General features: G+C 73.9%; 17 protein-coding genes and 1 pseudogene. 12 read left to right on the top strand and 6 right to left on the bottom strand.

Annotated elements, in window-relative coordinates:
• The first annotated feature begins 2 nt into the window (after nt 1-2).
• The 3 genes from ACZ6S5_RS21790 to ACZ6S5_RS21780 all read left to right on the top strand — a co-directional run bounded on the left by ACZ6S5_RS21790 (nt 3) and on the right by ACZ6S5_RS21780 (nt 4,134).
• Nucleotides 3-1,121, top strand: a complete 1,119-nt coding sequence (locus tag ACZ6S5_RS21790; protein ID WP_466003116.1) for a GuaB3 family IMP dehydrogenase-related protein — start codon at nt 3-5, stop codon at nt 1,119-1,121.
• Nucleotides 1,122-1,192: 71 nt separating this feature from the next.
• Nucleotides 1,193-2,584 carry a M1 family metallopeptidase gene (locus ACZ6S5_RS21785; RefSeq protein ID WP_466003114.1) on the top strand — a complete coding sequence of 464 codons (1,392 nt, stop codon included), beginning with the start codon at nt 1,193-1,195 and terminating at the stop codon, nt 2,582-2,584.
• 86 nt (nt 2,585-2,670) lie between these two features.
• Nucleotides 2,671-4,134, top strand: coding sequence for a M1 family metallopeptidase (locus tag ACZ6S5_RS21780; protein WP_466003112.1), 1,464 nt, complete (start codon nt 2,671-2,673; stop codon nt 4,132-4,134).
• A 1-nt stretch (nt 4,135) separates the two neighbouring features.
• Here the strand turns inward: ACZ6S5_RS21780 and ACZ6S5_RS21775 are convergent, their stop codons facing one another.
• The gene (locus ACZ6S5_RS21775) at nt 4,136-5,245 is read right to left on the bottom strand and encodes an LCP family protein (protein ID WP_466003110.1); all 1,110 of its coding nucleotides are present in this window, start codon (nt 5,243-5,245) and stop codon (nt 4,136-4,138) included.
• A 142-nt stretch (nt 5,246-5,387) separates the two neighbouring features.
• Between ACZ6S5_RS21775 and ACZ6S5_RS21770 the strand changes: the two genes are divergently transcribed.
• Together ACZ6S5_RS21770 and guaA are read left to right on the top strand one after the other, a co-directional pair.
• Entirely contained in the window at nt 5,388-7,085 is a 1,698-nt protein-coding gene (locus tag ACZ6S5_RS21770) for an FAD-dependent oxidoreductase (protein ID WP_466003108.1), read from the top strand.
• Nucleotides 7,086-7,175: 90 nt separating this feature from the next.
• A complete protein-coding gene (guaA, locus tag ACZ6S5_RS21765) occupies nt 7,176-8,729 on the top strand; it encodes a glutamine-hydrolyzing GMP synthase (protein WP_466003106.1) in 1,554 nt (517 codons plus the stop codon).
• Between the two features lie 7 nt (nt 8,730-8,736).
• Here guaA and ACZ6S5_RS21760 read toward each other — a convergent pair whose 3' ends face one another.
• On the bottom strand, nt 8,737-9,129 hold the full coding sequence (locus tag ACZ6S5_RS21760; RefSeq protein WP_466003104.1) for a PspC domain-containing protein: 393 nt from the start codon (nt 9,127-9,129) through the stop codon (nt 8,737-8,739).
• A 144-nt stretch (nt 9,130-9,273) separates the two neighbouring features.
• Between ACZ6S5_RS21760 and ACZ6S5_RS21755 the strand changes: the two genes are divergently transcribed.
• The 3 genes from ACZ6S5_RS21755 to ACZ6S5_RS21745 all read left to right on the top strand — a co-directional run bounded on the left by ACZ6S5_RS21755 (nt 9,274) and on the right by ACZ6S5_RS21745 (nt 12,523).
• Entirely contained in the window at nt 9,274-10,221 is a 948-nt protein-coding gene (locus tag ACZ6S5_RS21755) for an NUDIX domain-containing protein (protein ID WP_466003102.1), read from the top strand.
• Between the two features lie 132 nt (nt 10,222-10,353).
• Nucleotides 10,354-11,265 (top strand): NUDIX hydrolase, encoded by a 912-nt coding sequence (locus ACZ6S5_RS21750; protein WP_466003100.1) that lies wholly within the window; start codon nt 10,354-10,356, stop codon nt 11,263-11,265.
• 346 nt (nt 11,266-11,611) lie between these two features.
• Complete coding sequence (locus tag ACZ6S5_RS21745; protein WP_466003098.1) at nt 11,612-12,523, top strand: CDP-alcohol phosphatidyltransferase family protein; 912 nt, start codon at nt 11,612-11,614, stop codon at nt 12,521-12,523.
• A gap of 61 nt (nt 12,524-12,584) precedes the next feature.
• Here the strand turns inward: ACZ6S5_RS21745 and ACZ6S5_RS21740 are convergent, their stop codons facing one another.
• The 3 genes and pseudogenes from ACZ6S5_RS21740 to ACZ6S5_RS21730 form a co-directional block, all read right to left on the bottom strand.
• The gene (locus tag ACZ6S5_RS21740; RefSeq protein ID WP_466003097.1) at nt 12,585-13,832 is read right to left on the bottom strand and encodes a phosphatidylserine decarboxylase; all 1,248 of its coding nucleotides are present in this window, start codon (nt 13,830-13,832) and stop codon (nt 12,585-12,587) included.
• Nucleotides 13,833-14,478: 646 nt separating this feature from the next.
• Nucleotides 14,479-14,763 (bottom strand): annotated as a pseudogene (locus tag ACZ6S5_RS21735) (hypothetical protein); the annotation flags it as partial.
• The gene (locus ACZ6S5_RS21730) at nt 14,760-16,568 is read right to left on the bottom strand and encodes a PspC domain-containing protein (RefSeq protein ID WP_466003095.1); all 1,809 of its coding nucleotides are present in this window, start codon (nt 16,566-16,568) and stop codon (nt 14,760-14,762) included. The gene ACZ6S5_RS21730 and the pseudogene ACZ6S5_RS21735, both read right to left, overlap by 4 nt.
• A gap of 199 nt (nt 16,569-16,767) precedes the next feature.
• Here ACZ6S5_RS21730 and ACZ6S5_RS21725 point away from each other — a divergent pair, with 199 nt between their 5' ends.
• The 3 genes from ACZ6S5_RS21725 (at nt 16,768) to ACZ6S5_RS21715 (ending at nt 19,000) form a co-directional block, all read left to right on the top strand.
• Complete coding sequence (locus ACZ6S5_RS21725) at nt 16,768-18,012, top strand: PspC domain-containing protein (RefSeq protein ID WP_466003093.1); 1,245 nt, start codon at nt 16,768-16,770, stop codon at nt 18,010-18,012.
• Between the two features lie 2 nt (nt 18,013-18,014).
• Nucleotides 18,015-18,695: a response regulator gene (locus tag ACZ6S5_RS21720; RefSeq protein ID WP_466003091.1), complete on the top strand. Its 681-nt coding sequence runs from the start codon at nt 18,015-18,017 to the stop codon at nt 18,693-18,695.
• A gap of 116 nt (nt 18,696-18,811) precedes the next feature.
• Complete coding sequence (locus ACZ6S5_RS21715) at nt 18,812-19,000, top strand: hypothetical protein (RefSeq protein ID WP_466003089.1); 189 nt, start codon at nt 18,812-18,814, stop codon at nt 18,998-19,000.
• Between the two features lie 102 nt (nt 19,001-19,102).
• Here the strand turns inward: ACZ6S5_RS21715 and ACZ6S5_RS21710 are convergent, their stop codons facing one another.
• Nucleotides 19,103-19,837: a PIG-L deacetylase family protein gene (locus ACZ6S5_RS21710; protein WP_466003087.1), complete on the bottom strand. Its 735-nt coding sequence runs from the start codon at nt 19,835-19,837 to the stop codon at nt 19,103-19,105.
• A 433-nt stretch (nt 19,838-20,270) separates the two neighbouring features.
• Here ACZ6S5_RS21710 and ACZ6S5_RS21705 point away from each other — a divergent pair, with 433 nt between their 5' ends.
• A complete protein-coding gene (locus ACZ6S5_RS21705; protein WP_466003085.1) occupies nt 20,271-21,914 on the top strand; it encodes a peptide ABC transporter substrate-binding protein in 1,644 nt (547 codons plus the stop codon).
• Nucleotides 21,915-22,021 lie beyond the last annotated feature (107 nt).

The following is a 22,021-nucleotide window of genomic DNA, read 5'->3' as shown; positions in this document are numbered from 1 at the left end:
CCATGCGTGACGTGGTCGAGATCGGGCTGGGCAAGACCGCGCAGCGCGGTTACCACCTGGACGACATCGCCATCGTGCCGAGCCGGCGCACCCGGGACGTCGACGACGTCTCCACCGCGTGGCAGCTCGACGCGTACCAGTTCGGCATCCCCTGCGTCGGGCACCCGTCCGACGCCACCATGAGTCCCTCCTCGGCGGTGCGGCTCGGCCAGCTCGGCGGCCTCGGCGTGCTCAACGTCGAGGGCCTCTGGACCCGGTACGAGAACCCGGCCAAGGTGCTGGAGGAGCTGGCCGGCCTGGACGAGGAGGCCCGGGCGACCAAGCGCCTCCAGGAGGTGTACGGCGAGCCGATCCGCCCCGACCTGATCGCCGAGCGGGTCCGCGAGCTGCGGGCCGGCGGTGGCACGGTGGCCGTCCGGGTCTCCCCGCAGCACACTCTCGCGCTCGCCCCGGTGATCCTCGACGCCGGCGTGGACATCCTGGTCATCCAGGGCACCATCGTCTCCGCCGAGCACGTCTCCACCACCGACGAGCCGCTGAACCTCAAGGAGTTCATCGCCGACCTCGACCTGCCGGTCATCGTCGGCGGGTGCACCGACTACAAGACCGCGCTGCACCTGATGCGGACCGGCGCGGCGGGCGTCATCGTCGGCATCGGCGGCGACGACTGGTCGACCACCGAGTCGGTGCTCGGCATCCGGGTGCCGATGGCCACCGCCATCGCCGACGCCGCCGCGGCGCGCCGCGACTACCTGGACGAGACCGGCGGCCGGTACGTGCACCTGATCGCCGACGGCGACATGCAGACCTCCGGCGACATCGCCAAGGCGCTCGGCTGCGGCGCGGACGCGGTGATGCTCGGCGAGCCGCTCTCGCTCTGCGAGGAGGCCCCGGCCGGCGGCGCCTGGTGGCACTCGGCGGCCAGCCACCCGTCGCTCCCGCGCGGCGCGTTCGAGGTGGCCGGCGAGCCGCTCGGCTCGATGGAGAAGCTGCTCTTCGGCCCGGCCGACGAGCCGGACGGCCAGCTCAACCTGTTCGGCGGCCTGCGCCGGGCGATGGCCAAGTGCGGCTACCGCGACCTCAAGGAGTTCCAGAAGGTCGGCCTGGTCCTGGACCGCTGAGCCGGCAAGCCTCGACGGCGCGGGTGCGGATTCCGATCCCTCCCGCGCCGTCGCGCGTCTAGGCTCGGCGGATGACGCGGGGGCGGCGCTGGCCGGCGGCGGCGCTGTCCGTCGCGCTGCTGCTCGGCGGCTGCACCGGGGACGACGGGCGGTTCCGGCCCGGGGCGGCCGACGCCGGCGACCCGTACGTGCCGGGGGCCGGCAACGGCGGCTACGACGTCGCCCACTACGCCCTGCGCCTGCGCTACGACCCGGCCGACGACCGGCTCACCGGCCGGGCCACCGTCACCGCGACCGCCACCACCGGACTGTCCCGGTTCCACCTCGACTTGGCCGGCCTCACCGTCGACCGGGTACGCGTCGACGGCGCCCGGGCGCAGCACCGGCGCGACGGCAACGAGCTGGTCGTCATCCCGGCGCACGGCCTGCCGGCCGGGCAGCGCTTCACCGTCGAGGTCGGGTACGGCGGGGTGCCGCAGCCGCTGCCCAGCGCCGAACTGGGCGACGGCGGCTTCCACGCCACCCCGGACGGCGCCATCGCGCTCGGCCAGCCCGAGTCGGCGAGCACCTGGTACCCGGTCAACGACCACCCCTCCGACAAGGCCACCTACGACCTCGAGGTGACCGTCCCCGACGGACTCGCCGCGCTCGGCAACGGGGTGCCGCAGGGGCGGTCCAGTCAGGACGGCTGGACCACCTGGCGCTGGGCCGAGGCGGCCCCGATGGCCAGCTACCTGGCCACCCTGGTGATCGGGAACTACCGGGTGTCGACCGGCACGCACGCCGGGAAGCCGCTGGTCACCGCGGTCGCGGCCGGGCTGCCCGCGGACGGACCGGCCGCCGCGTCGGTGGCCCGCACCGGCGAGGTCGCCGACTTCCTCGCCGGCCGGTTCGGGCCGTACCCGTTCGACGCGTACGGCGGGATCGTGGTCGCCGACGAGCGGATCCGGTACGCGCTGGAGACCCAGACCCGGCCGGTCTACGGGCCGGGCTTCTTCCGGGGGAACAGGCCGAACACCGAGGTGGTCGCGCACGAGCTGGCCCACCAGTGGTTCGGCGACAGCGTCTCGCTGGCGAGGTGGCAGGACATCTGGCTCAACGAGGGCTTTGCCACGTACGCGGAATGGCTCTGGAACGAGCACGACGGCGGCCGCGGCGTCGCGCAGTCCTTCGCCGACGCCTACGCGGCCACCGACTGGACGAAGCCCTCGCTGGACCCGGGCCGGGCGGCGATGTTCGGCGACGCGGTCTACCAGCGCGGCGCGCTCGCCGTGCACGCGCTACGGCGGGCGGTGGGCGATGAGACGTTCTTCCGGGTCCTGCGCGGTTGGCTGGCCGAGCGGCGGAACGGCACCGCCACCACCGCCGACTTCGTCGGGTACGCCGAGCGGGTGGCCGGCCGGCCGCTGCGCCCGCTCCTCGACGCCTGGCTGGTGGGCGCGACCGCGCCGGCCCTGCCGTGACGCGGACGTGACCGTCGGTCGGTAGGCTGCCGCGGGCGGAGCGGCCCGGGCGGGTCGGCTCGCGCGCCCGGGGAGGGATCGAGGCGATGGCGCTGGCGCGGCAGGGTGCACGACGACGGCTCGGGCTGCTGGTCACCGGCGTGCTGCTGCTCGGCGGCTGCGGGTCCACCGAGGTCGGACCGGCCGCCCCGACGTCCGCCCAGCCCGCGCCGAGCGCCTCGCGGAGCTTCGGGCCCGGTGCGGCCGGCGCGGGCGACCCCTACTTCCCGAGCTACGGCAACGGTGGCTACGACGTCGCCCACTACACCGTGAAGGTCCGCTACGACCCGGCCAGCGACCGGCTCAGCGGCACCACCACGCTGCGGGCCACCGCCACCGCCAACCTCTCCGCCTTCAACCTGGACCTGGCCGGGCTGACCGTTCGCTCGGTCACCGTGGACGGGGTCAAGGCCCGCCACGCGCGGGCCGACGACGAACTGGTCGTCACCCCGGCCACCGCGCTGACCTCCGGGAACGGCTTCGTCGCGGAGATCCGGTACGACGGCGTGCCGGCCGCGCTGCGCAACGAGGTGCTCGGCGAGGGCGGCTGGCTGCACACCTCCGACGGGGCCGTCGCGCTCGGCCAACCGGAGTCGGCGAGCACCTGGTTCCCGGTCAACGACCACCCCTCGGACAAGGCCACCTACGACTTCGAGATCACCGTGCCGAAGGAGCTCACCGCGGTCTGCAACGGGGTCCCGAAGGGTCGGACGCTGCGCGGCGACTGGGCCACCTTCGCGTGGTCCGAGGGCGCGCCGATGGCCAGCTACCTGACCACCGTGGTGATCGGGAAGTTCCGGGTCACCACCGGGGAGCACAAGGGACGGCCGGTGTACAGCGCGGTCAGCACGAAGGTGGCCGACGGCGCCCCGGACCGGTCGCTCGGCCGGACCGTCGAGGTCGCCGACTACCTGGAGAGCGTCTTCGGGCCGTACCCGTTCGACGCGTACGGTGGGGTGGTGGTCGCCGACGACCGGATCCGGTACGCGCTGGAGACGCAGAGCCGGCCGGTCTACTCGGCCGGGTTCTTCCGCCAGGGCGACAACACCGGGGTGGTCGCGCACGAACTGGCCCACCAGTGGTTCGGCGACAGCGTGTCGCTGGCGCGGTGGCAGGACATCTGGCTCAACGAGGGGCTGGCCACCTACGCCGAGTGGCTCTGGGCCGAGCACGCCGGCTCCTCGACCGTGCAGCGCACCTTCGAGGAGAAGTACGCGTCGGCGTCCGGGCAGGTCTGGCGTACCCCGCCGGGCCGGCCCGGGGTGGCGAACCTGTTCGGCCGGTCCGTCTACGACCGGGGCGGGATGACCGTGCACGCGCTCCGGGTGGCCGTGGGCGACACCGCCTTCTTCACCATCCTGCGCACCTGGGCGGCGGAGAAGAAGAACGGCAACGGCACCACGGCCGAGTTCGTCGCGCTCGCCGAGCGGATCTCGCACAAGAAGCTGGACAAGCTCTTCGACGCCTGGCTCTACGGCACCGAGCGCCCGGCCGAGCCGAAGCCGCGCTGAGTCAGGTCCGGACCCGCAGCGACGGGTGGTCGGCGAGGAACGCGTCGGCGTCGCCGGCCCGCAGCGCCGCGAGGAACTGCCGGCCCACCGGCTTGAGCTGCTCGCCCCGGTACGACCCACCGCTGCCCACCGCGTCGCCGGGGAGCCCGACCAGGACGAACCCGTTCGCCGGCACCCCGCCGAGGGCGTACGCGAAGTCGACCAGGCGGCGCCCACCGCCGACGTAGACCAGGGTCCGGCCGAGCGCGTCGACCACCTGCTGGACCCGGTCCGGGTCCCGGGCCAGTCCCTGGTCGAGGATCTTGCGGGCCAGGGCGCGGATGAGCTGCTGCTGGTGCCGCTGCCGGGTGTAGTCGCCGCCGGCGGTGTACCGCTGCCGGGCGTAGTCCAGCGCCTGCCAGCCGGTCAGGTGCCGGTTGCCCTTCTGGTAGACCATCTGCGGCCCGACGTATTCGCTGCCGACCCGGTCCCGGTACCGCCCGTCGGGCCGGCGGTGGATCGAGGCGACCCGCTGGTCGACGTAGAGATCCACGCCGCCGAGGGTGTCCACCAGCTTGTCGAAGCCGCCGAAGGTGATCACCGCGCCCGCGTCGATGCGCAGCCCGGTGTACCGGCTGACCGTGCGGCGCAGCAGTTCGTACCCTTGGGCGGTGCTCGGGTGCAGCTTGTCGCCGGGGACCCGGCTGCCGTAGCTCATCGCGTGGGTGAGCTTGGTCCGGCCGCCGGGGTAGCCGGCCTTCGGGTAGCTCGGGATGTCCACCACCAGGTCGCGGGGGAGCGAGAAGAGGTACGCCCGGCCCAGCCCGGCCGGCACGTGCAGGACCAGGACGGAGTCGGCGTGCGGCTCCCAGCCCGGCACGCTGACCCGGGTGTCCACCCCCACCAGCAGCAGGTTGAGCGGGCCCTTGAGGTCGGCGCCCGGCGGTGGGGTGGGGCTGGCCGGGGCCGGGGCCGGGGTCGACGGGTCGGCCGACGGGGTGGGGGTGGCGGAGCCGGCGACCGGGGCGGGCGCCGGGCGGGAGACCAGCCGGGTGACCATCACCGCGCCGGCGGCGACCACCAGCACGGCCATCAGCGCCGCCAACCCCAGCATCCACCGTCGTCGCGTCATCGGTTCTCCTTCCCCGTAACCACTCGACGCGCGAGGCGGGCCACGGGTTGCGGCGCTGAGCATCCCGGATCATCGAGCGCTCTGCATGATCTGCGAAAAACTCGCGCTGGCGCTATAGCTACCCGTCGGTAATGATGCGTTCATGCGGTACGACGTGGTCGTCATCGGTTCCGGCTTCGGCGGCAGCGTCACCGCGCTGCGGCTGGCCGAGAAGGGCTACACGGTCGGTGTCCTGGAGGCCGGCCGGCGCTTCGCCGACGACGAGTTCCCGGAAACCTCCTGGCGGGCCCGGCGTTTTCTCTGGGCGCCGAAGCTGGGCTGCTACGGCCTGCAACGGATCGCCCTGCTCCGCTCGGCCGACCGGAAGGCCGGCGGTGGCGTGCTGGTGCTCTCCGGCTCCGGGGTGGGCGGTGGCTCGCTGGTCTACGCGAACACCCTCTACGAGCCGCTCGACGCCTTCTACACCGACCCGCAGTGGCGGGACATCACCGACTGGCGCGACGAGCTGGCCCGCCACTACGACCAGGCGAAGCGGATGCTCGGCGTCACCACGTACCCGATCGTCACCGGCGCGGACCGGGCGATGCGGGCGGTGGCCGAGCGGATGGGGGTAGCGCACACCTTCCACGCCACCCCGGTGGGCGTGCACATCGGCCGGCCCGGCGAGCGGGTGGCCGACCCGTACTTCGGCGGGGCCGGGCCGGAGCGCACCGGCTGCAACCACTGCGGCGCCTGCATGACCGGCTGCCGGCACGGCGCGAAGAACACGCTGGTCAAGAACTATCTCTGGCTGGCCGAGCGGCTGGGCGTCCAGGTCCACCCGCTGACCACGGTGACCGCGGTCCGGCCCGCCGCCGGCGGCGGGTACGAGGTGCACACCGAGCGCACCGGCGCCTGGCTGGGCAGGCGCCGCCAGGTGATCCGGGCCGACCAGGTGATCTTCGCCGCCGGCGCGCTGGGCACCCAGCGGCTGCTGCACGAGATGCGGGCCTCCGGCGCGCTGCCCAACCTCTCGGCCCGGCTCGGCGAGCTGACCCGGACCAACTCCGAGGCGATCCTCGGCGCCTCGGTCGGGCCGCGGCAGGCCCGGCAGCGCGGGCTCGACTTCACCGAGGGGGTGGCGATCACCAGCTCGTTCCACCCCGACCCGCAGACCCACATCGAGCCGGTCCGCTACGGCAAGGGCTCCAACGCGATGGGCCTGCTCCAGTCGCTGCTGGTCGACGGCGGCCCGCGCCGGGTCCGGCGCTGGCTGGGCAGCATCGTCCGGCAGCCCGGGCTGGCCGCCCGGATGCTCTCCGTCCGCAACTGGTCCGAGCGCACCGTGATCGCCCTGGTGATGCAGTCGGTGGACAACTCGCTCACCACCCGGCTCCGGCGCGGCCCGCTCGGCCGGCGGCTGGTCTCCGGACCCGGGCACGGCGCGCCCAACCCGACCTGGATCCCGGCCGGCAACCAGGCGGTCCGGCTGCTCGCGGAGGAGATCGACGGCACGCCGGGCGGGGCCGTCACGGAGCCGTTCAACATCCCGATGACCGCGCACATCCTCGGCGGCGCGGTGATCGGCGACACTCCCGAGCGCGGCGTGATCGACCCGTATCACCGGGTCTACGGCCACCCGGGGCTGCACGTGGTGGACGGGGCGGCGGTCTCGGCGAACCTCGGGGTCAACCCGTCGCTGACCATCACCGCCCAGGCCGAGCGGGCGATGTCGTTCTGGCCCAACAAGGGCGAGGCGGACCCCCGCCCGCCGCTGGGCACGGCGTACCGCCGGGTCGACCCGGTCCCGCCCCGGGAGCCGGCCGTCCCGGCGCACGCCCCCGCCGCGCTACGCCCCTGAGCAGGGCGGGTCCGGCCGGGCCGGGAAGCGGCGCGCGACACACCGGGGCGCGGCCCGGGGGGACGGTGACTGTCGGTAGGCTTTCTGCACATGAGCACGCCTCGCCCCGTCCTCGTGGTGGACTTCGGAGCCCAGTACGCCCAGCTCATCGCGCGTCGCGTGCGCGAGGCGAAGGTCTACTCGGAGATCGTCCCGCATTCCATGCCGGTGTCCGAGATGCTGGCGAAGAACCCGGCCGCGATCATCCTGTCCGGCGGCCCGTCCAGCGTCTACGCGCCGGGCGCCCCGCAGATCGACGCCGGGATGTTCGACTCCGAGGTGCCGGTCTTCGGCATCTGCTACGGCTTCCAGGCGATGGCCCAGGCCCTCGGCGGCACCGTGGCGCAGACCGGCAACCGGGAGTACGGCGGCACCCCGCTGCACGCCCGCCCGGAGGCCGGCGTGCTGCTCCGCGACCTCCCGGCCGACCTGCCCGTCTGGATGAGCCACGGCGACTGCGTCACCGAGGCCCCGGCCGGCTTCACGGTCACCGCCGAGTCGGCGGGCGCGCCGGTCGCGGCGTTCGAGGACCTGGCCGGCCGCCGAGCCGGCGTGCAGTTCCACCCCGAGGTCGGGCACACCGCGCACGGTCAGGAGATGCTCAGCCGCTTCCTCCACGACATCGCCGGGATCGAGCCCACCTGGACGCCCGAGAACATCATCGACGAGCAGGTGGCCCGGATCCGGGAGCAGGTCGGCGACAAGGAGGTCATCTGCGGCCTCTCCGGCGGCGTCGACTCCGCGGTCGCCGCGGCGCTGGTGCACAAGGCCGTCGGCGACCAGCTCACCTGCGTCTTCGTCGACCACGGGCTGCTGCGGGCCGGCGAGGCCGAGCAGGTGGAGAAGGACTACGTGGCCGCCACCGGCATCAAGCTGAAGGTGGTCGACGCCCGGGAGCGGTTCCTCGGGGCCCTCGCCGGGGTGACCGATCCGGAGCAGAAGCGAAAGATCATCGGCCGGGAGTTCATCCGGGTCTTCGAGGCCGCGGCCCGGGAGATCGCCTCGCACGGCGACGTCGAGTTCCTGGTGCAGGGCACCCTCTACCCGGACGTGGTGGAGTCCGGCGGCGGCACCGGCACCGCCAACATCAAGAGCCACCACAACGTCGGCGGCCTGCCGGAGGACCTGAAGTTCGCCCTGGTCGAGCCGCTGCGCACGCTCTTCAAGGACGAGGTCCGCACGATCGGACTGGAGCTCGGTCTGCCCGAGGCGATGGTCTGGCGGCACCCGTTCCCCGGCCCGGGCCTGGCCATCCGGATCATCGGCGCGGTCGACGAGGAGCGGCTCGCGGTGCTCCGCAAGGCCGACCTGATCGCCCGGCAGGAACTTTCCGCCGCCGGGCTGGACCGGGGCGTCTGGCAGTTCCCGGTGGTGCTGCTGGCGGACGTGCGCAGCGTCGGCGTGCAGGGTGACGGGCGCAGCTACGGGCATCCCGTGGTGCTGCGCCCGGTCTCCAGCGAGGACGCGATGACCGCCGACTGGTCGCGGCTGCCGTACGACGTGGTGGCCCGGATCTCCACCCGGATCACCAACGAGGTCGCCGAGGTCAACCGGGTGGTCCTGGACGTGACCAGCAAGCCGCCGGGCACCATCGAGTGGGAGTGAGCCCGGCTCACGCCGCCGGCGGCGTCGGCGGCTGAGGCGCCGGCCGGGGCCCCGGTTCCGGCGTCGGCCGCGGGGCCACTCCCGGCTGCGGCGCGGGTCCGGCGGGCGGCGCCGGGGCGGCGACCGGCGGGACCGGCGGCCAGCCGGGCGCGGTGCCCGCCGGGTGCGGCCAGGCGGGTGCGTCCGCCGGCTCCTCGGGCATCAGGAACCACATGATCGGGTACGCCAGCGCGGCGAGCCCGCCGGTGAGCAGGGTGGCGACGGCGAAGACCACCCGGACCAGGTTGGGGTCGACGGCGAAGTAACGCCCGACGCCGCTGGCCACACCGGCGATCATCCGGTCCGTGACGGGCCGGCGGAGCTGCTTGTACGGGGCCTGAGGGGTGCTCATGGAGGTCATGTACCCACGGTCCCGCGCGGGTCGGCTGGCGACCTCGGTGACCGCCCGGACTCATACCCTGACCCGCCCCTGAGGCGCCAGAAAAGAGTCAGGAATCTGACTCTTTTCGATGGAGGTAACCGACGCCGGGGAGAATTTCCTCCCGTGACCACCTCGCTGGAGCCGCTCCGCAGGATCGCGGCATACGCAGTTTGTGCTGATTCAGACGGCCGAGTGTTGCTGGTCCGCGCATCGGAGCGCTCCGGCACCCCCGGCACCTGGTCGCTCCCCGGAGGGGCGGTCGACCACGGTGAGGACCCCAAGCACACCGTCGTCCGGGAGACCGCCGCGGAGACCGGCCTCTCGGTCGCCGTCGCCGCCCTCCAGGACGTGATCGCCGACATGCGGGCGCTGCCCGAGCGCGGCATCACGATCCACACCGACCGCCTGCTCTACACCGTCTCGGTCCGGGGCGGCACGCTCACCGAGCGGGTCGACCGCCCCACCGACCTGGCCCGCTGGTTCACCCTCGACGAGGCTCGGGAGCTGCCCCTGCGGTCGTTCACGGCGCGCGCCCTGGGCCTGCCCGCCTCCACCGACGACATCGTGCCGGAGGAGGTCCCGGAGTTCCCCTCGTTCTACGCGGTCCCCGGCCCGGACGGGCTGCACCGCGCGCAGCGCTTCGCCGCGTACGCCGTGGTGACCGACCCGGAGGAGCGGGTGCTGCTCACCCGGGTCTCCGACGGGTACCCGGGCGCCGGCTGCTGGCACCTGCCTGGTGGCGGCACCGACTACGGCGAGCAGCCGGGCGCCGCGCTGATCCGGGAGCTGGTCGAGGAGACCGGGCAGACCGGCCGCCTGGTCGAGCTGCTCGGGGTGGCCAGCCACCGGGACGCCGCCTCGCTCGGCCCGGAGGGCTACCCGATCGACTGGCACGGCGTCCGCGCCTTCTACCGGGTGGTCGTCGACCAGCCGGCCCCGCCCACGGTGGCCGACGTCGGCGGCTCGACCTGCGAGGCCCGCTGGTTCCGTCGCGAGGAACTGGGCGCCCTCCCGACGGACCGCCTCACCGAGGTGACCGCCGAAGCCGTCCACGCCGCCCAACTCATCTGACCCCACCCACCCCACCCACCCGCCCCGCTCCCGGGGCCTGCCGTTGATCATGAGGTTGACGGTGTGAAATGTCCGCCCCGGTGCCGTTAACCTCATGATCGACGGAACGGCGGGTCGGGGGAGAGGGTACGGGTGGAGGAGCGGCGGCGGATCGGGGCGTACGGGGTTCTTCGGGATTCCCGGGGGCGGGTGTTGCTGGCGCGGGGGGCGGCCGGCTGTCCGTATCCGGGGGTGTGGCAGCTGCCCGGTGGTGCGGTCGAGCACGCGGAGCATCCCGCCGACACCGTGGCGCGCGAGTTCGCCGAGGAGGCCGGGCTGGCCGTCGCGGTGACCGCCGTCCGGGCGGCCGTCGCCGACGTGGCCGTCTTCCGCACCGAGGGTGTCGCGGTGCACACGGACCGGATGGTCTTCGACGTCGAGGCCCGCGGTGGTGAGCTCCGCCCGGGGCCTGGCGGGGGCAGTGACGAGCTGGGCTGGTTCACCCCGGCCGAGGCGGCGGCGGTGCCGCTGATGCCGTTCACCGCGGAGCTGCTCGGGCTCCCCGTCTCACCCCTGCCGGCGGACCTGCCCCGGGCTCTCCCGCCCGCCCAGGCCGTCCCGGCCGTCGGCCGGCGCCAGCGGTTCGCCGCGTACGGGCTGGTCACCGACCCGGCCGACCGGGTGCTGCTCACCATGATCGCCGACGGCTATCCGGGCGCCGGCAGGTGGCACCTGCCCGGCGGCGGCACCGACCACGGCGAGCAGCCGGTGGCCGGGCTGCTCCGCGAGCTGGTGGAGGAGGCCGGCCAGCTCGGGCGGGTGGTCGACCTGCTGGCCGTGGACAACCTGCACAACCCGGCCGCGCTCGGACCGGAGGGCCGGCCGCTGGACTGGCACGGCGTACGGGTCATCTACCGGGTACGCGTCGACGCCCCCACCGAGGCGGTGGTGACCGAACTCGCCGGCGGTTCCACGGCGCGGGCCGCCTGGTTCGCTCCCGAGCAGGTCGGCGCGCTGTCGATGACCGACGTGGCGGCGCGGGCAACCGGACGGCGGGGCAGGTAGCACCCGCTCACCGAGCCGGGACGGGGCACCTCCGGTACAGTCGGGAGTTGGGGTTGGCCGACGAAAACGGGCGATGAGGCCCGAGATAGGAATATGTGAGCAGTTCGCGCGGTTAAGGGAGTTATAAGTACCGCCGGCAGCTATCGCCAAGCCCCTATCCCCTGTGCAATGGTGTACTCCGCAAAATGGGCTGCCGGATCCGAAAGGTCCGGCACGAGACAGCCGGACACCCGCCCCCGTGGCGGTCAGCCGATCCGGTGATGGAGGAAACGTGCCGAGAGCCCCATGGCGCCGGCGTCGTACGACTGACAGTCCGCGCCCCGCAGGGCGTCGCTGGGCGGGCAGGTTGCGCCGCAGCAGCACGTTCGCCCGCCAGGTGCTGTTGGTCCGGGTGGGCCGCCGGGACGGCGCAGCCATGCCCGGCACCGACCTGGTCAACCCCGACCACCGCTGGGCCGACCGCCAGCGTCGCCGCTACGGGCGGTTCGACGCCGAGGTCGAGGCGGTGATGCCGGTCAGCCCGGCGCTGGCCCCCGCCGCGCCGGTCGACGAGACGCCGTCGATGTCGATCCCGCTCCTGCCGGGCGAGCGCACGGCCGCCCGCCGGGCCAAGTTCGCCGTGGTCAACGCCTGCACCCTGAGCAGCCTGATGCTCGGCATGCTGGCGATCTTCCTGGCCATGCAGGGCGAGGTCCGGTCCGCCGCCCTCTGCCTGATCGCCTGCGTCGCGTTCGACGGCCTGGACGGCGCGCTCGCCCGCAAGCTCGGCGTGGCCAGCCCGTTCGGCGCCCAGATGGACTCGCTGGCCGACATGTGCTCGTTCGGCCTCGCCGCCCCGGTCGTGGTCTACGCCTCGCTGGCCGGCTCGGTCCCGGCGGCGGCCGCCGCCGTCGCCTGCGCCCTCGTCGCCGCCTGCGCCGCGATCCGGCTCGCCCGGTTCAACGTCTCGCCGAAGGACGGCCGCTTCTTCTGCGGCGTACCGACGACCATGGCGGCGGCGGTGCTGGCCCTGACCGTGGCGATCGGGCTGCCGGTCTCCGGCCTGGTCATGGTCAGCGGCGTGGCGCTGCTCGCCTTCGCCATGGTGTCCAGCTTCCCGTACGCGAAGCTCGCCCGGCTGCTGAAGCTGCCGCCGTGGCTCTGGCTGGCCCCGGTGGTCGGCGCGCTGATCGACATCCGGCTCACCTTCGCCCTCGTGGTGGTGGGCTACCTGGTCAGCGGTCCGGTGCTCTGGCTGCGCCAGCGCCGTACCGCCTGACCCGACCGCAACAAGAAGGGGCGCCGCGACCAGCGGCGCCCCTTCTCCGTGTCCACGCGGGTCAGACCCAGCGGGCGATCACCGTCGAACCGCCGACCACCTTGTCGCCCGGGCCGACCAGCGGCTCCGCCGCCGCCACGGGCAGGTAGACGTCGGTCCGCGAGCCGAACCGGATCAGGCCGAACCGCTCGCCCCGCGCCAGCAGCGCGCCGACCGGCGCCCGCTGCACGATCCGCCGGGCGATCAGGCCGGTCCGCTGCGCCACCACGACGGGGCCGTGGTCGGTCTCCAGCACCGTGTACGCCGCCACGTTGTGCTCGGCCTCCGGCTTCATGGCGTTGACGAACCCGCCGTCCGCGACGAAGTAGTCGATCACCTTGCCGGCCACCGGCGCGCGGTTGACGTGCACGTCCAGCACCGAGAGGAAGACCGCGATGCGCAGCCACTCGCCGTCGCCGAAGCGCTCGTCGTGCAGCCGCTGGACCGAGAGGACCTGACCGTCCGCCGCGGCGACCACGGCCGACGGGTCCTCCGGGACGTCCCGCTCCGGGTCCCGGAAGAACGCGGCGACCGGCCCGGCGGCCAGCGCCGGGAGCAGCCAGAGCTTCGACTTCGGCCGGGTGATCTTGGCCAGCGCGGCCAGGCCGAGGCTGATGCCGGCCGCCGCGACCCCGTTCGAGTCGATGTGCATGCTCCGGGTCAGCGGCACGCTCGACGGCCGGTACGCCGGGGAGAGGTGCGCGGCCAGCGCCGCGCCGGCCGGGGTGAACCGCAGGTGGTGCACCCGTACCGGCGGGGAGTTGCGCAGCACCAGGTCGGTACGGACGCCGTGCAGCACACCCTGCCGGTCCAGCTCGGCGCCGGCGCCCTCGGTGCGGAACACCGGCGCGGCCACGCTGAGCACGGCCCCCTCGGTGAGGTACTTCGACAGCCCGTCGACGGCCACCCGGGCCTCGTCGGCGGTGCCGGTGAACGGCTCGGCGGCGATGACCACCTCGGCGGCGTCCGCCTCGGCCAGGGTGTCGGCGACCCGTACCCGGTCGGCGACCCAGCGGCCCTGGGCCGTCACGTGCTCGCGGAGCGCCGCCGCGGTGCCGCCCTCCGCCGGCACGACGGTGAGCCGGTCGCCGGGGAGCAGCGCCTCGATCGCCGCGGCCAGCACCGCGGAGTCCGGGGTCGCGCCGACCAGCAGGCCGGCCTTCGGGTCGTTGCGCCGGGCGAGCTCGGAGACGAGGGTACGGGCGGCGCGCTCGCCGATGCGGACCGGACCGGACGGGCCGGGGGTGCGCACGGCGGGGGACTGGGTCATGTCGGACGGGCTCCTGACGGGGTGACGACGGGGACACGGCGGGACCGCCACGGCGCACCGACCGGCCGGGGCCCCGGACGGTGCCCGGCGACCGGGAGCGCCCGCCGCGGCCACGGCCATCCGGGCTCGGCCCGTCTGACGCCGTGTCGCGACGCCGGACAGCCGAGCGCCACGGGGTGGGCCGGCCGGCGGAGGCGAGGTCTCCGCCAGCCAGCATATGCGCCGCCCGGGGCGCACCGCACCGCCGTGGGTCAGCCCGTCGGTCGCGCCGGCCGGCCCGGGCCGGCCGCGTCGGCCCGCCGGCCGGCCACTCCGGAGCGACCGCGACGGGCGGTCACCGGGGCGGCGTCCCGGCCTCCCCGGCCCGGCCCGCCTCCGTGGCCGGCAGTTCCCGGATCGCCGGGGCGGCGTCTCGGGCCGGACCCGCCTCCGTCGCCGGCAGCTCGCGGGTGGGCGGCTCGGTGTCCGCGGTAGCGTCCGCCCCCGCCCCGGACAGCTCCCGCGTCGCGCCGACCTGCCCGCTCGGCGGTCCCGTCACGTCCGCGCCCTCCGGGGGCGCGAACGGGGACCAGCGCGGCTCGCCGGCGGACGGGACGTCCTCGGTGGCCTCAACGCGCTCGTCGGTGACGGCGTCCGTGGCCCACTCGTCGGCCTCCGCGGTCGGCCCGCCGGCGGTCGGGGCGCCGTCCACGTAGGGTGCCGCCACGGTGGCTTCCGGCTCCTCGGCGGAGGGCTCCCGGTGGGCGTGCCGCCCGGAGCGCAGCGCGCCGAGGAGCCCCAGCAGTCCGATCAGGATCAGCGCGCCGGCCAGGAACCAGCCGACCGGCGGCAGGGTGAGGCCGAGGATCCGGGCGAGCAGCCACCAGACCGCGAGGGCCAGGAAGGTCAGCCCGAAGGCGAACGACACGACGTCGGTGCGGTGAGCCTTCACCGGGTCACCTCCAGGTCTCCGGCGTTCACCCGGATGATCAGCCGCAGGGTGCCGCCGCCGCGGCCGTCCGCGCCGAGGTCGGTGGTCTCCCACCGTGGGCGGTTCAGCCCGCCCGTGCGCCGGCCGAACACGGTGGCGTCGCCCGCGTTCACGTCCGCCACCGTGGTGACGTCCACGTTCGGCGGTACGACGACCGTGGCCTTGCCGAGGTTGACCGAAACGGTCACCTGGGTGTCCTTCTTGTCGAAGTCGACCGCGCGCAGGTCGAGCACGGTGTCGCCGAAGTTGTTCTCGTACCGGTCGGCGAGCTCACCGTAGCTGGTCGGGGCCCAGGTCACGTCGCCGTCGATCCCGCGTACCCGGTCGTAGGACTCGGCGACGGTGGCGATGCCGAGCGCCGCGGCGGTCACCAGGCCGAGAGCGATCAGCCACCGGGCCCGGCCGAACCAGGTGCCGACCAGCAGCCCGAGCCCGATGGTGGCCAGCGCCGCCGCGAAGTAGCCGGCCGCCCCGACGGAGAAGACGTCGAGCAGGTCGAGCACGGCCACCAGCCCCAGCGCCAGGAAGATCAGCGAGAAGGTGGCCGCGCCCAGGGCGGACCGTTCCTTCGGCCGCTTCGGCGGCCGTGCCGGCCGCGCCGGTGCGGGAGCCGGCGGGTAGGGCCCGGCGTACGGGCCGTGCGGCGCGAACGGCGGCCGGTAGCCGCCCGGCGGCGGTGGCGCGCCCACCGGCGCCGGCACGGAGACGGGCTCGCCGACCGGGGCGCCCGTCGTCGGCGCGCCCGGCCAGGCCGGCCCGGCGTGCTCCGTCCACACCTCGCCGGGGCGGCCGGCGGGGCCGGCCTCGACCGGGGACCCGGCCGCCGGCCAGGCCGGTTGGGCGGGTAGCGGTTCGGTGACGGGCGCGCCGGGTTCCCCGGCGACGCGTTCCGCGCCCGGCCAGGCGGGCTGCCCGGCGGAGGGTTCGGTCGCCTGGGCGGCGGTTCGGTCCGCCCCGGACCAGGCCGGGCCGCCGGTCGCCGGGGCCGTGGTCCCGGCGGGCTCGCCTCCCGACCGGGCCGCCGGTGCGGCGCCGGCCGCCGCCGGGGTCCAGCCGCCCGCCGGGCTCTCCCGCCAGACGGTGCCGCCCGGGGCCGGGGCGGTGCCGCCGGGGGTCGTCGGGGCGGTCGCGCCGAAGCCGGCCGGGGCGGTGGCCGGCCAGCCCGCCGGCGGGGTGCCCGGTCCCGGCCGCGCCTCCGCCGGGCCGCGCTGGTCCCGGTTGAGCAGCAACGCGCCGCCGATCAGGATCACCGCGCCGAGCAGGATCGCCCGGAACGCGTTGGTGACCACGTAGCCGAAGCCGACCGCGACCACGATGCTGAGCACGATCACGGTGACCGGGGACATGCTCGACCGTCCCCGGCCCAGCATCGACTCCACCGGGGAGGCCGTGTCGCCCTCGCCGGGGATGATCAGCCAGGCGGTGACGTACACCAGGATGCCGATCCCGCCGAAGAAGCCCAGCACGGCCAGGAGCACCCGCCAGAGCACCGGGTCGGTGTTGGTGGCCCGGCCGATCGCCGCGCAGACGCCGGCCAGGTAGCGGCCCTCGCGGGGGCGCACCAGCCCGTACCGCGTGGTGAAGCCGGCGGCGCCGGGCGGTGGGGCGTACCCCCCGGGTGGTGGCCCGGGGTACGGCCCGGAACCGCCGGGCGGTGGCGGCGCCGCGGGATCGGCGGCGGTGGGCGCCGGCCCCGGCGGGGGTGGCGGTGGCCCGTCCTGTGCGGCCGCCCCGGGTCGGGGCGGACGGGCAGCGTCCTCGGTCATGCCTCCGATCCTGCTGCCCCGGCCGCCCGAGCGTCCTCCGGACCCGACCCTGACGCCACCCTGAGATCCCCGGGGCCCGAATGTCGGGGGCGTCCCCGTGGTCCGGACGGGTCCGGCCGTGTGACGATCGGGACGGCGCCGGCGTGGGCCGGCCGTCACCAATGTCACCCCGACCCGGGAGCCTCCGATCAGCAGCACCGTGACCCCGCACCCGCCGCGGCTCTACCGGGCCACCGAGCACCGGTTGGCCGCGGGCGTCGCCGCCGGCATCGCCGAGCACCTCGGCATCTCGGTGCTGCGGGTCCGGATCGCCTTCATGGTGCTGCTCGGGCTGAACGGTCTCGGACTGCTCCTGTACGCCGCGTTCTGGGCGGTCGTCCCGCCGCGCCCCGGCGACACCGCCGTCCCGCCCCGCCGCGACCTCGGCCAGCTGCTGCCCTTCGTCGCCATCGGGCTGGGCGTGCTGATGATCCAGGTGATGGCCTTCCACTCGGTCGGTGCGGCCGGCACGGCCGGCTGGCTGGTCGCGATCATCGCGGTCGGCGCCGGGGTGATCTGGCACCAGTCCGCGCCCGAGCGCCGCCGGCAGTGGGGCGGATCCATGCCGGTGCCCTGGCTGGGCGCGGTGGTGGAGGAGAGCGACCGCCGGGCGTTCGTGCTCCGCTTCATCGGCGGCGGGGTGCTGGTCGCCGTCGGCATCATCGGCGTGGCCGCGGTCTACTCGCCGGCGCAGAACTTCGACGCCGTGCTCAACGGCGTGATCTTCGCGCTGGTGGGCCTGGCCGGGGTCGGCGTGGTGACCGGCCCGGTGCTCTGGCGCACCTGGAACCAGCTCCGCTCGGAGCGGGAGGGGCGGATCCGGGAGCAGGAGCGGGCCGAGCTGGCCGCGATGGTGCACGACCAGGTGCTGCACACCCTCGCCCTGATCCAGCGCAACGCCAGCGACATCAAGACGGTGCAGCGGCTGGCCCGTGGTCAGGAACGGTCGCTGCGGAACTGGCTCTACAAGCCGACCGCCTCGCCGACGGAACGCTTCGCCGCCGCGCTGGAGCAGGCCGCCGCCGAGGTGGAGGACACCTTCGCGATCACCGTCGAGGCGGTGGTGGTGGGCGACCGCGAGACCGACGAGCGGGTCGGCGCGCTGGTCGCCGCGGCCCGCGAGGCGCTGGTCAACGCCGCCCGGCACGCCGAGGTACGCACCGTCTCGCTCTACGCCGAGGTGGAGCCGGACCAGGTCAGCGTCTTCGTCCGGGACCGGGGCAAGGGCTTCGACCCGGATACGGTGGAGGATCACCGGCACGGTGTCCGGGGCTCGATCATCGGGCGGATGAAGCGGCACGGCGGCCGGGCGGAGATCCGGTCCGGGCCGGGGGAGGGGACCGAGGTCCGGCTGATCCTGTCGATCAGCGGTGGCGCGGGCTCCACGGCGGAAAGGGACAGATGATCATGACGGAGCACGGAGCGGTCGAGCCGGCGGCGCCCCGGGAGGGGTGGCTGCGGGTGTTCCTCGTCGACGACCACGCCATGTTCCGGGCGGGCGTACGCGCGGAGCTGGGCGCGCACGTCGAGGTGGTGGGGGAGGCGAGCACGGTGACCGAGGCGGTCACCCGGATCGCCGCGACCCAGCCGGACGTGGTGCTGCTCGACGTGCACATGCCCGACGGCGGGGGCCGGGCGGTGCTGGAGGCGATGCGGCGTACCCACCCGCAGGTGCGGTTCCTGGCGTTGAGCGTCTCGGACGCGGCCGAGGACGTGATCGGGCTGATCCGGGCCGGCGCCCGGGGGTACGTCACGAAGACCATCTCGCCGGACGAGCTGACCGACGCGATCCGTCGGGTGGCCGACGGGGACGCGGTGTTCAGCCCCCGGCTGGCCGGGTTCGTGCTGGACGCGTTCGCGGCCCGACCGGACGCGCCGGTCGCCGACCCGGAGCTGGACCAGCTCACCAACCGCGAGCGCGAGGTGCTCCGGCTGCTGGCCCGGGGGTACGCGTACAAGGAGATCGCCAAGGAGCTGTTCATCTCGATCAAGACGGTCGAGACGCATGTCTCCAACGTGCTGCGCAAGCTCCAGATGTCCAACCGGTACGAGCTGTCCCGGTGGGCGGCCGACCGCCGGCTGGTCTGACCGGCGGCTCCGGGCATCCCCCGCCCCGGGGATGACAAATGATCATCGAATCGTCCATGATGGCCCGTCGCGTGCGGGTGGTGCGGGACCCCTGCGGAGAAGCTGGGCAAGGTGCAGTGGGTGCTGACCCACGGCTACCCGAACGGCGATCCGGCCGCGCTGCTCCGTCGACCTCGCCGGCCGGTCAGGGCGGCAGGCTGCCGCTGACCGGCTCGCCGGTCGCCACCGTGGGCGTGCTGCTGCTGGCCGCCGGCGCGGTCACCGTGCTGATCGTCCGGCGGCGCAAGGTCCGCTTCACCGCCTGACCCGAGCGGTCCGTCCGGCCCCGGCGCCCCGCGCGGTGCGCCGGGGCCGGACGCTTTCCGGATACGCGGACAGGTGGCGATCGCCGACCCGGGCGGCGCGGCTCACTCGGTGCGCAGCACCGTGAACGCCTCGGCCAGCCGGCCGGCGGGGAGGCCGGCGTTGTCGGCCACGGTGGTGAGCCGGTCGCGTACCCAGGTCTGGACGTCCAGGTGCGCGGTCTGCGAGTGGTGCGCGCGCATCGCGGCGATCTTGCGGTCGACCTGGTCGGTCACATCGACGACGTGGTCGGGCGCCGGGCCGCCCGCGTACCAGATCTCCCGGACCACCCACGGCTCCAGCCCTTCGTCCAGCAGCTCCGGGAAGGCGAAGCGGTTGCGCGAGTCCGGGTAGACCGCGCAGGTGGTGGCCTCCCCGACGGCCAGGTGATCGGGGTGGCTGGGTCCGGCCAGGTGCTCCCAGCGGCGCAGCGGGGAACTGGTCAGCACCCGCTCCGGCCGGAACCGGCGGATCGCGGCGCTGACCTGCCGGCGCAGCTGCAGGCTCGGGGAGAGGGTGCCGTCGGGGTGGCCGTCGAGGAAGTCGACCCGGTGCACGCCCACCGCCGCCGCGGCGGCCCGCTGCTCGGCCTCCCGCCGGGCCGGCATCGCCTCCCGTGGGGTGTCGTCGAAGCCGCCGGAGTCCCCCCGGGTCACGATCAGGTAGGCGACCTCGATACCCTCCTCCACCCAGCCGGCGATCGTGCCCGCACAGCCGAAGTCGACATCATCCGGATGGGCAAAAACGGCGAGGGTCCGGCGGACGTCCGGGAGCGCCGGGGCGGAGGCAGGAAAGCTCACAACGCCCGAGCCTACGCGTGGGGCCCTGCCCGGTGTGGCCGTGTCTCGGCTGTTCAGACCGGTTCGAGCAGGTCGTTTCATGATCTTTTCTCAAGTATCGGCAACGTGGCGGGCAACTAACGGCTTGATAACGGCACCTTCACGGAATGGGCCGGTGGGTGTCACAGTGGCAGCACCTCACCCCTGCTGTGAGGCACCCCGTCGGGCCCGCCGACCACGTGACGCCGCCTCCGAGCGACGCCGCGTGGCCGTCGCCCCTGCGCGGTGTCTTTCGTCAAGGGCGTGGTGCCCGGCGGATCGGTACCCCTGGGGGTGTCCCGATTTCCTCTGCGGTAAGCCGGCGATCTGTGGTTCGGGTCGCAGGTTGGTGTCACCCCCCAAACGTGCGTGAAACCCACGACGGAACCAGGTTAGAAAGAGGAGGCCCCTCGGAATGAGAGTCTCGAAGCGGGCGAGCGGCGCGCTCGCGGTGGGCGCGGCATTCGCGCTCATCGCGTCTGGCTGCTCGAGCGGGAACAACGACGACGGTGGCAACGCCGGCGCCAGCAAGGACGGCGCCATCGTCATCGACGGCACCCAGCCGGAGAACCCCCTGGTTCCGGCGAACACCACCGAGACCGGTGGCGGCAAGATCATCGACTGGCTGTTCACCGGTCTGGTCGAGTACCCGAACAACGGTGGCGCGCCGCAGAACGCGCTGGCCGAGTCCATCGACACGAAGGACTCGAAGGTCTTCACGATCAAGATCAAGCCGAACACCAAGTTCCACGACGGCACCACCGTCAAGGCCGAGAACTTCACCAAGGCCTGGAACTGGGCGGCCTACGGCCCGAGCGGCGCGCAGAACGCCAGCTTCTTCGCGGACATCCAGGGCTTCGGCGACGTCTACACCGAGGACCCGGACGGTCCGGACGGCCCGCAGAAGGCCCCGGAGCCCAAGGCCAAGGAGATGTCCGGCCTCAAGGTCATCGACGAGACCACCTTCGAGGTCACCCTCTCGGCCCCGACCGCGGTGTTCCCGACCAAGCTCGGCTACAGCGCCTTCATGCCGCTGCCGGACTCCTTCTTCGCCGACCCGGTGAAGTTCGGCAAGAACCCGATCGGTAACGGTCCGGTGAAGTTCGTCTCGTGGCAGGACGACGTCGAGATCAAGCTGACCCGCTTCGACGACTACAGCCTGCGCGACAAGATGAAGATCAAGGACGTCACCGTCAAGATCTACCAGGACGACACCGCCGCCTACAACGACCTGGTGTCGGGCAACCTGGACTTCCAGCAGCAGGTCCCGGTCTCCGCGCTGGCCGGCGACAAGTGGAAGAACGACCTGGGCGACAAGGCGATCTCCTCGACCACCCCGTCGACGGGCATCATCGCCTTCCCGATCTACGACAAGCGCTTCCAGAACCCGAAGCTGCGCCGGGCGATCTCGCTGTCGATCAACCGGCAGGAGATCACCGACAAGATCTTCTTCGGCAACCGCAAGCCGGCTGACAGCTGGGCCAACCCGCTGACCCCGGGTGCCGAGCCGGGCAACTGCACCGCCTGCAAGTTCGACCCGACTCAGGCCAAGCAGCTCCTCCAGGAGGCTGGCGGCTTCACGGGCAAGCTGACCCTGTCGTACAACGCGGACGCCAGCCACAAGGAGTGGATGGAGGCCGTCGCCCAGCAGATCAAGACCAACCTGAACATCGACGCGGTCGCCGTCGGCGTGCCGACCTTCGCGGTCTTCCGCCAGAACATCAACGCCCACAAGATGACCGGCGCCTACCGTGCCGGCTGGCAGCAGGACTACCCGGACGTGGAGAACTGGGTCAACCCGCTCTACGTCAAGGGTGGCTCCTCGAACGACGGTCTCTACAGCAACAACGAGGTGAACACCCTCGCCAAGGAGGCCTCCTCGGCCCCCAGCCTCGAGGAGTCGCACAAGAAGTTCGCTGAGGCTGTCAAGATCATCGACCAGGACGTCCCGTCGATGCCGATCTACTTCGGTGGCCAGCAGTCCGGCCACTCGGACAAGATCAAGAAGATGGAGCTGACCAACGTCGGCGAGCTCGACATCACCTCGGTCGAGATCTGATCCGAACGGTCTGACCCCGGGTCGGGCTCGCCTACCGGTGAGCCCGACCCGGGGCCAGTTCCCGAGGGGGTGTGCAACAAACCCCCCGCAAACTTTTCCCCCCCCGT

The organism is Micromonospora sp. NPDC051924 (assembly GCF_055586005.1).
The sequence above is the reverse complement of the archived record's forward strand: the minus strand, read 5'-3'. Positions and strand labels throughout refer to the sequence as shown.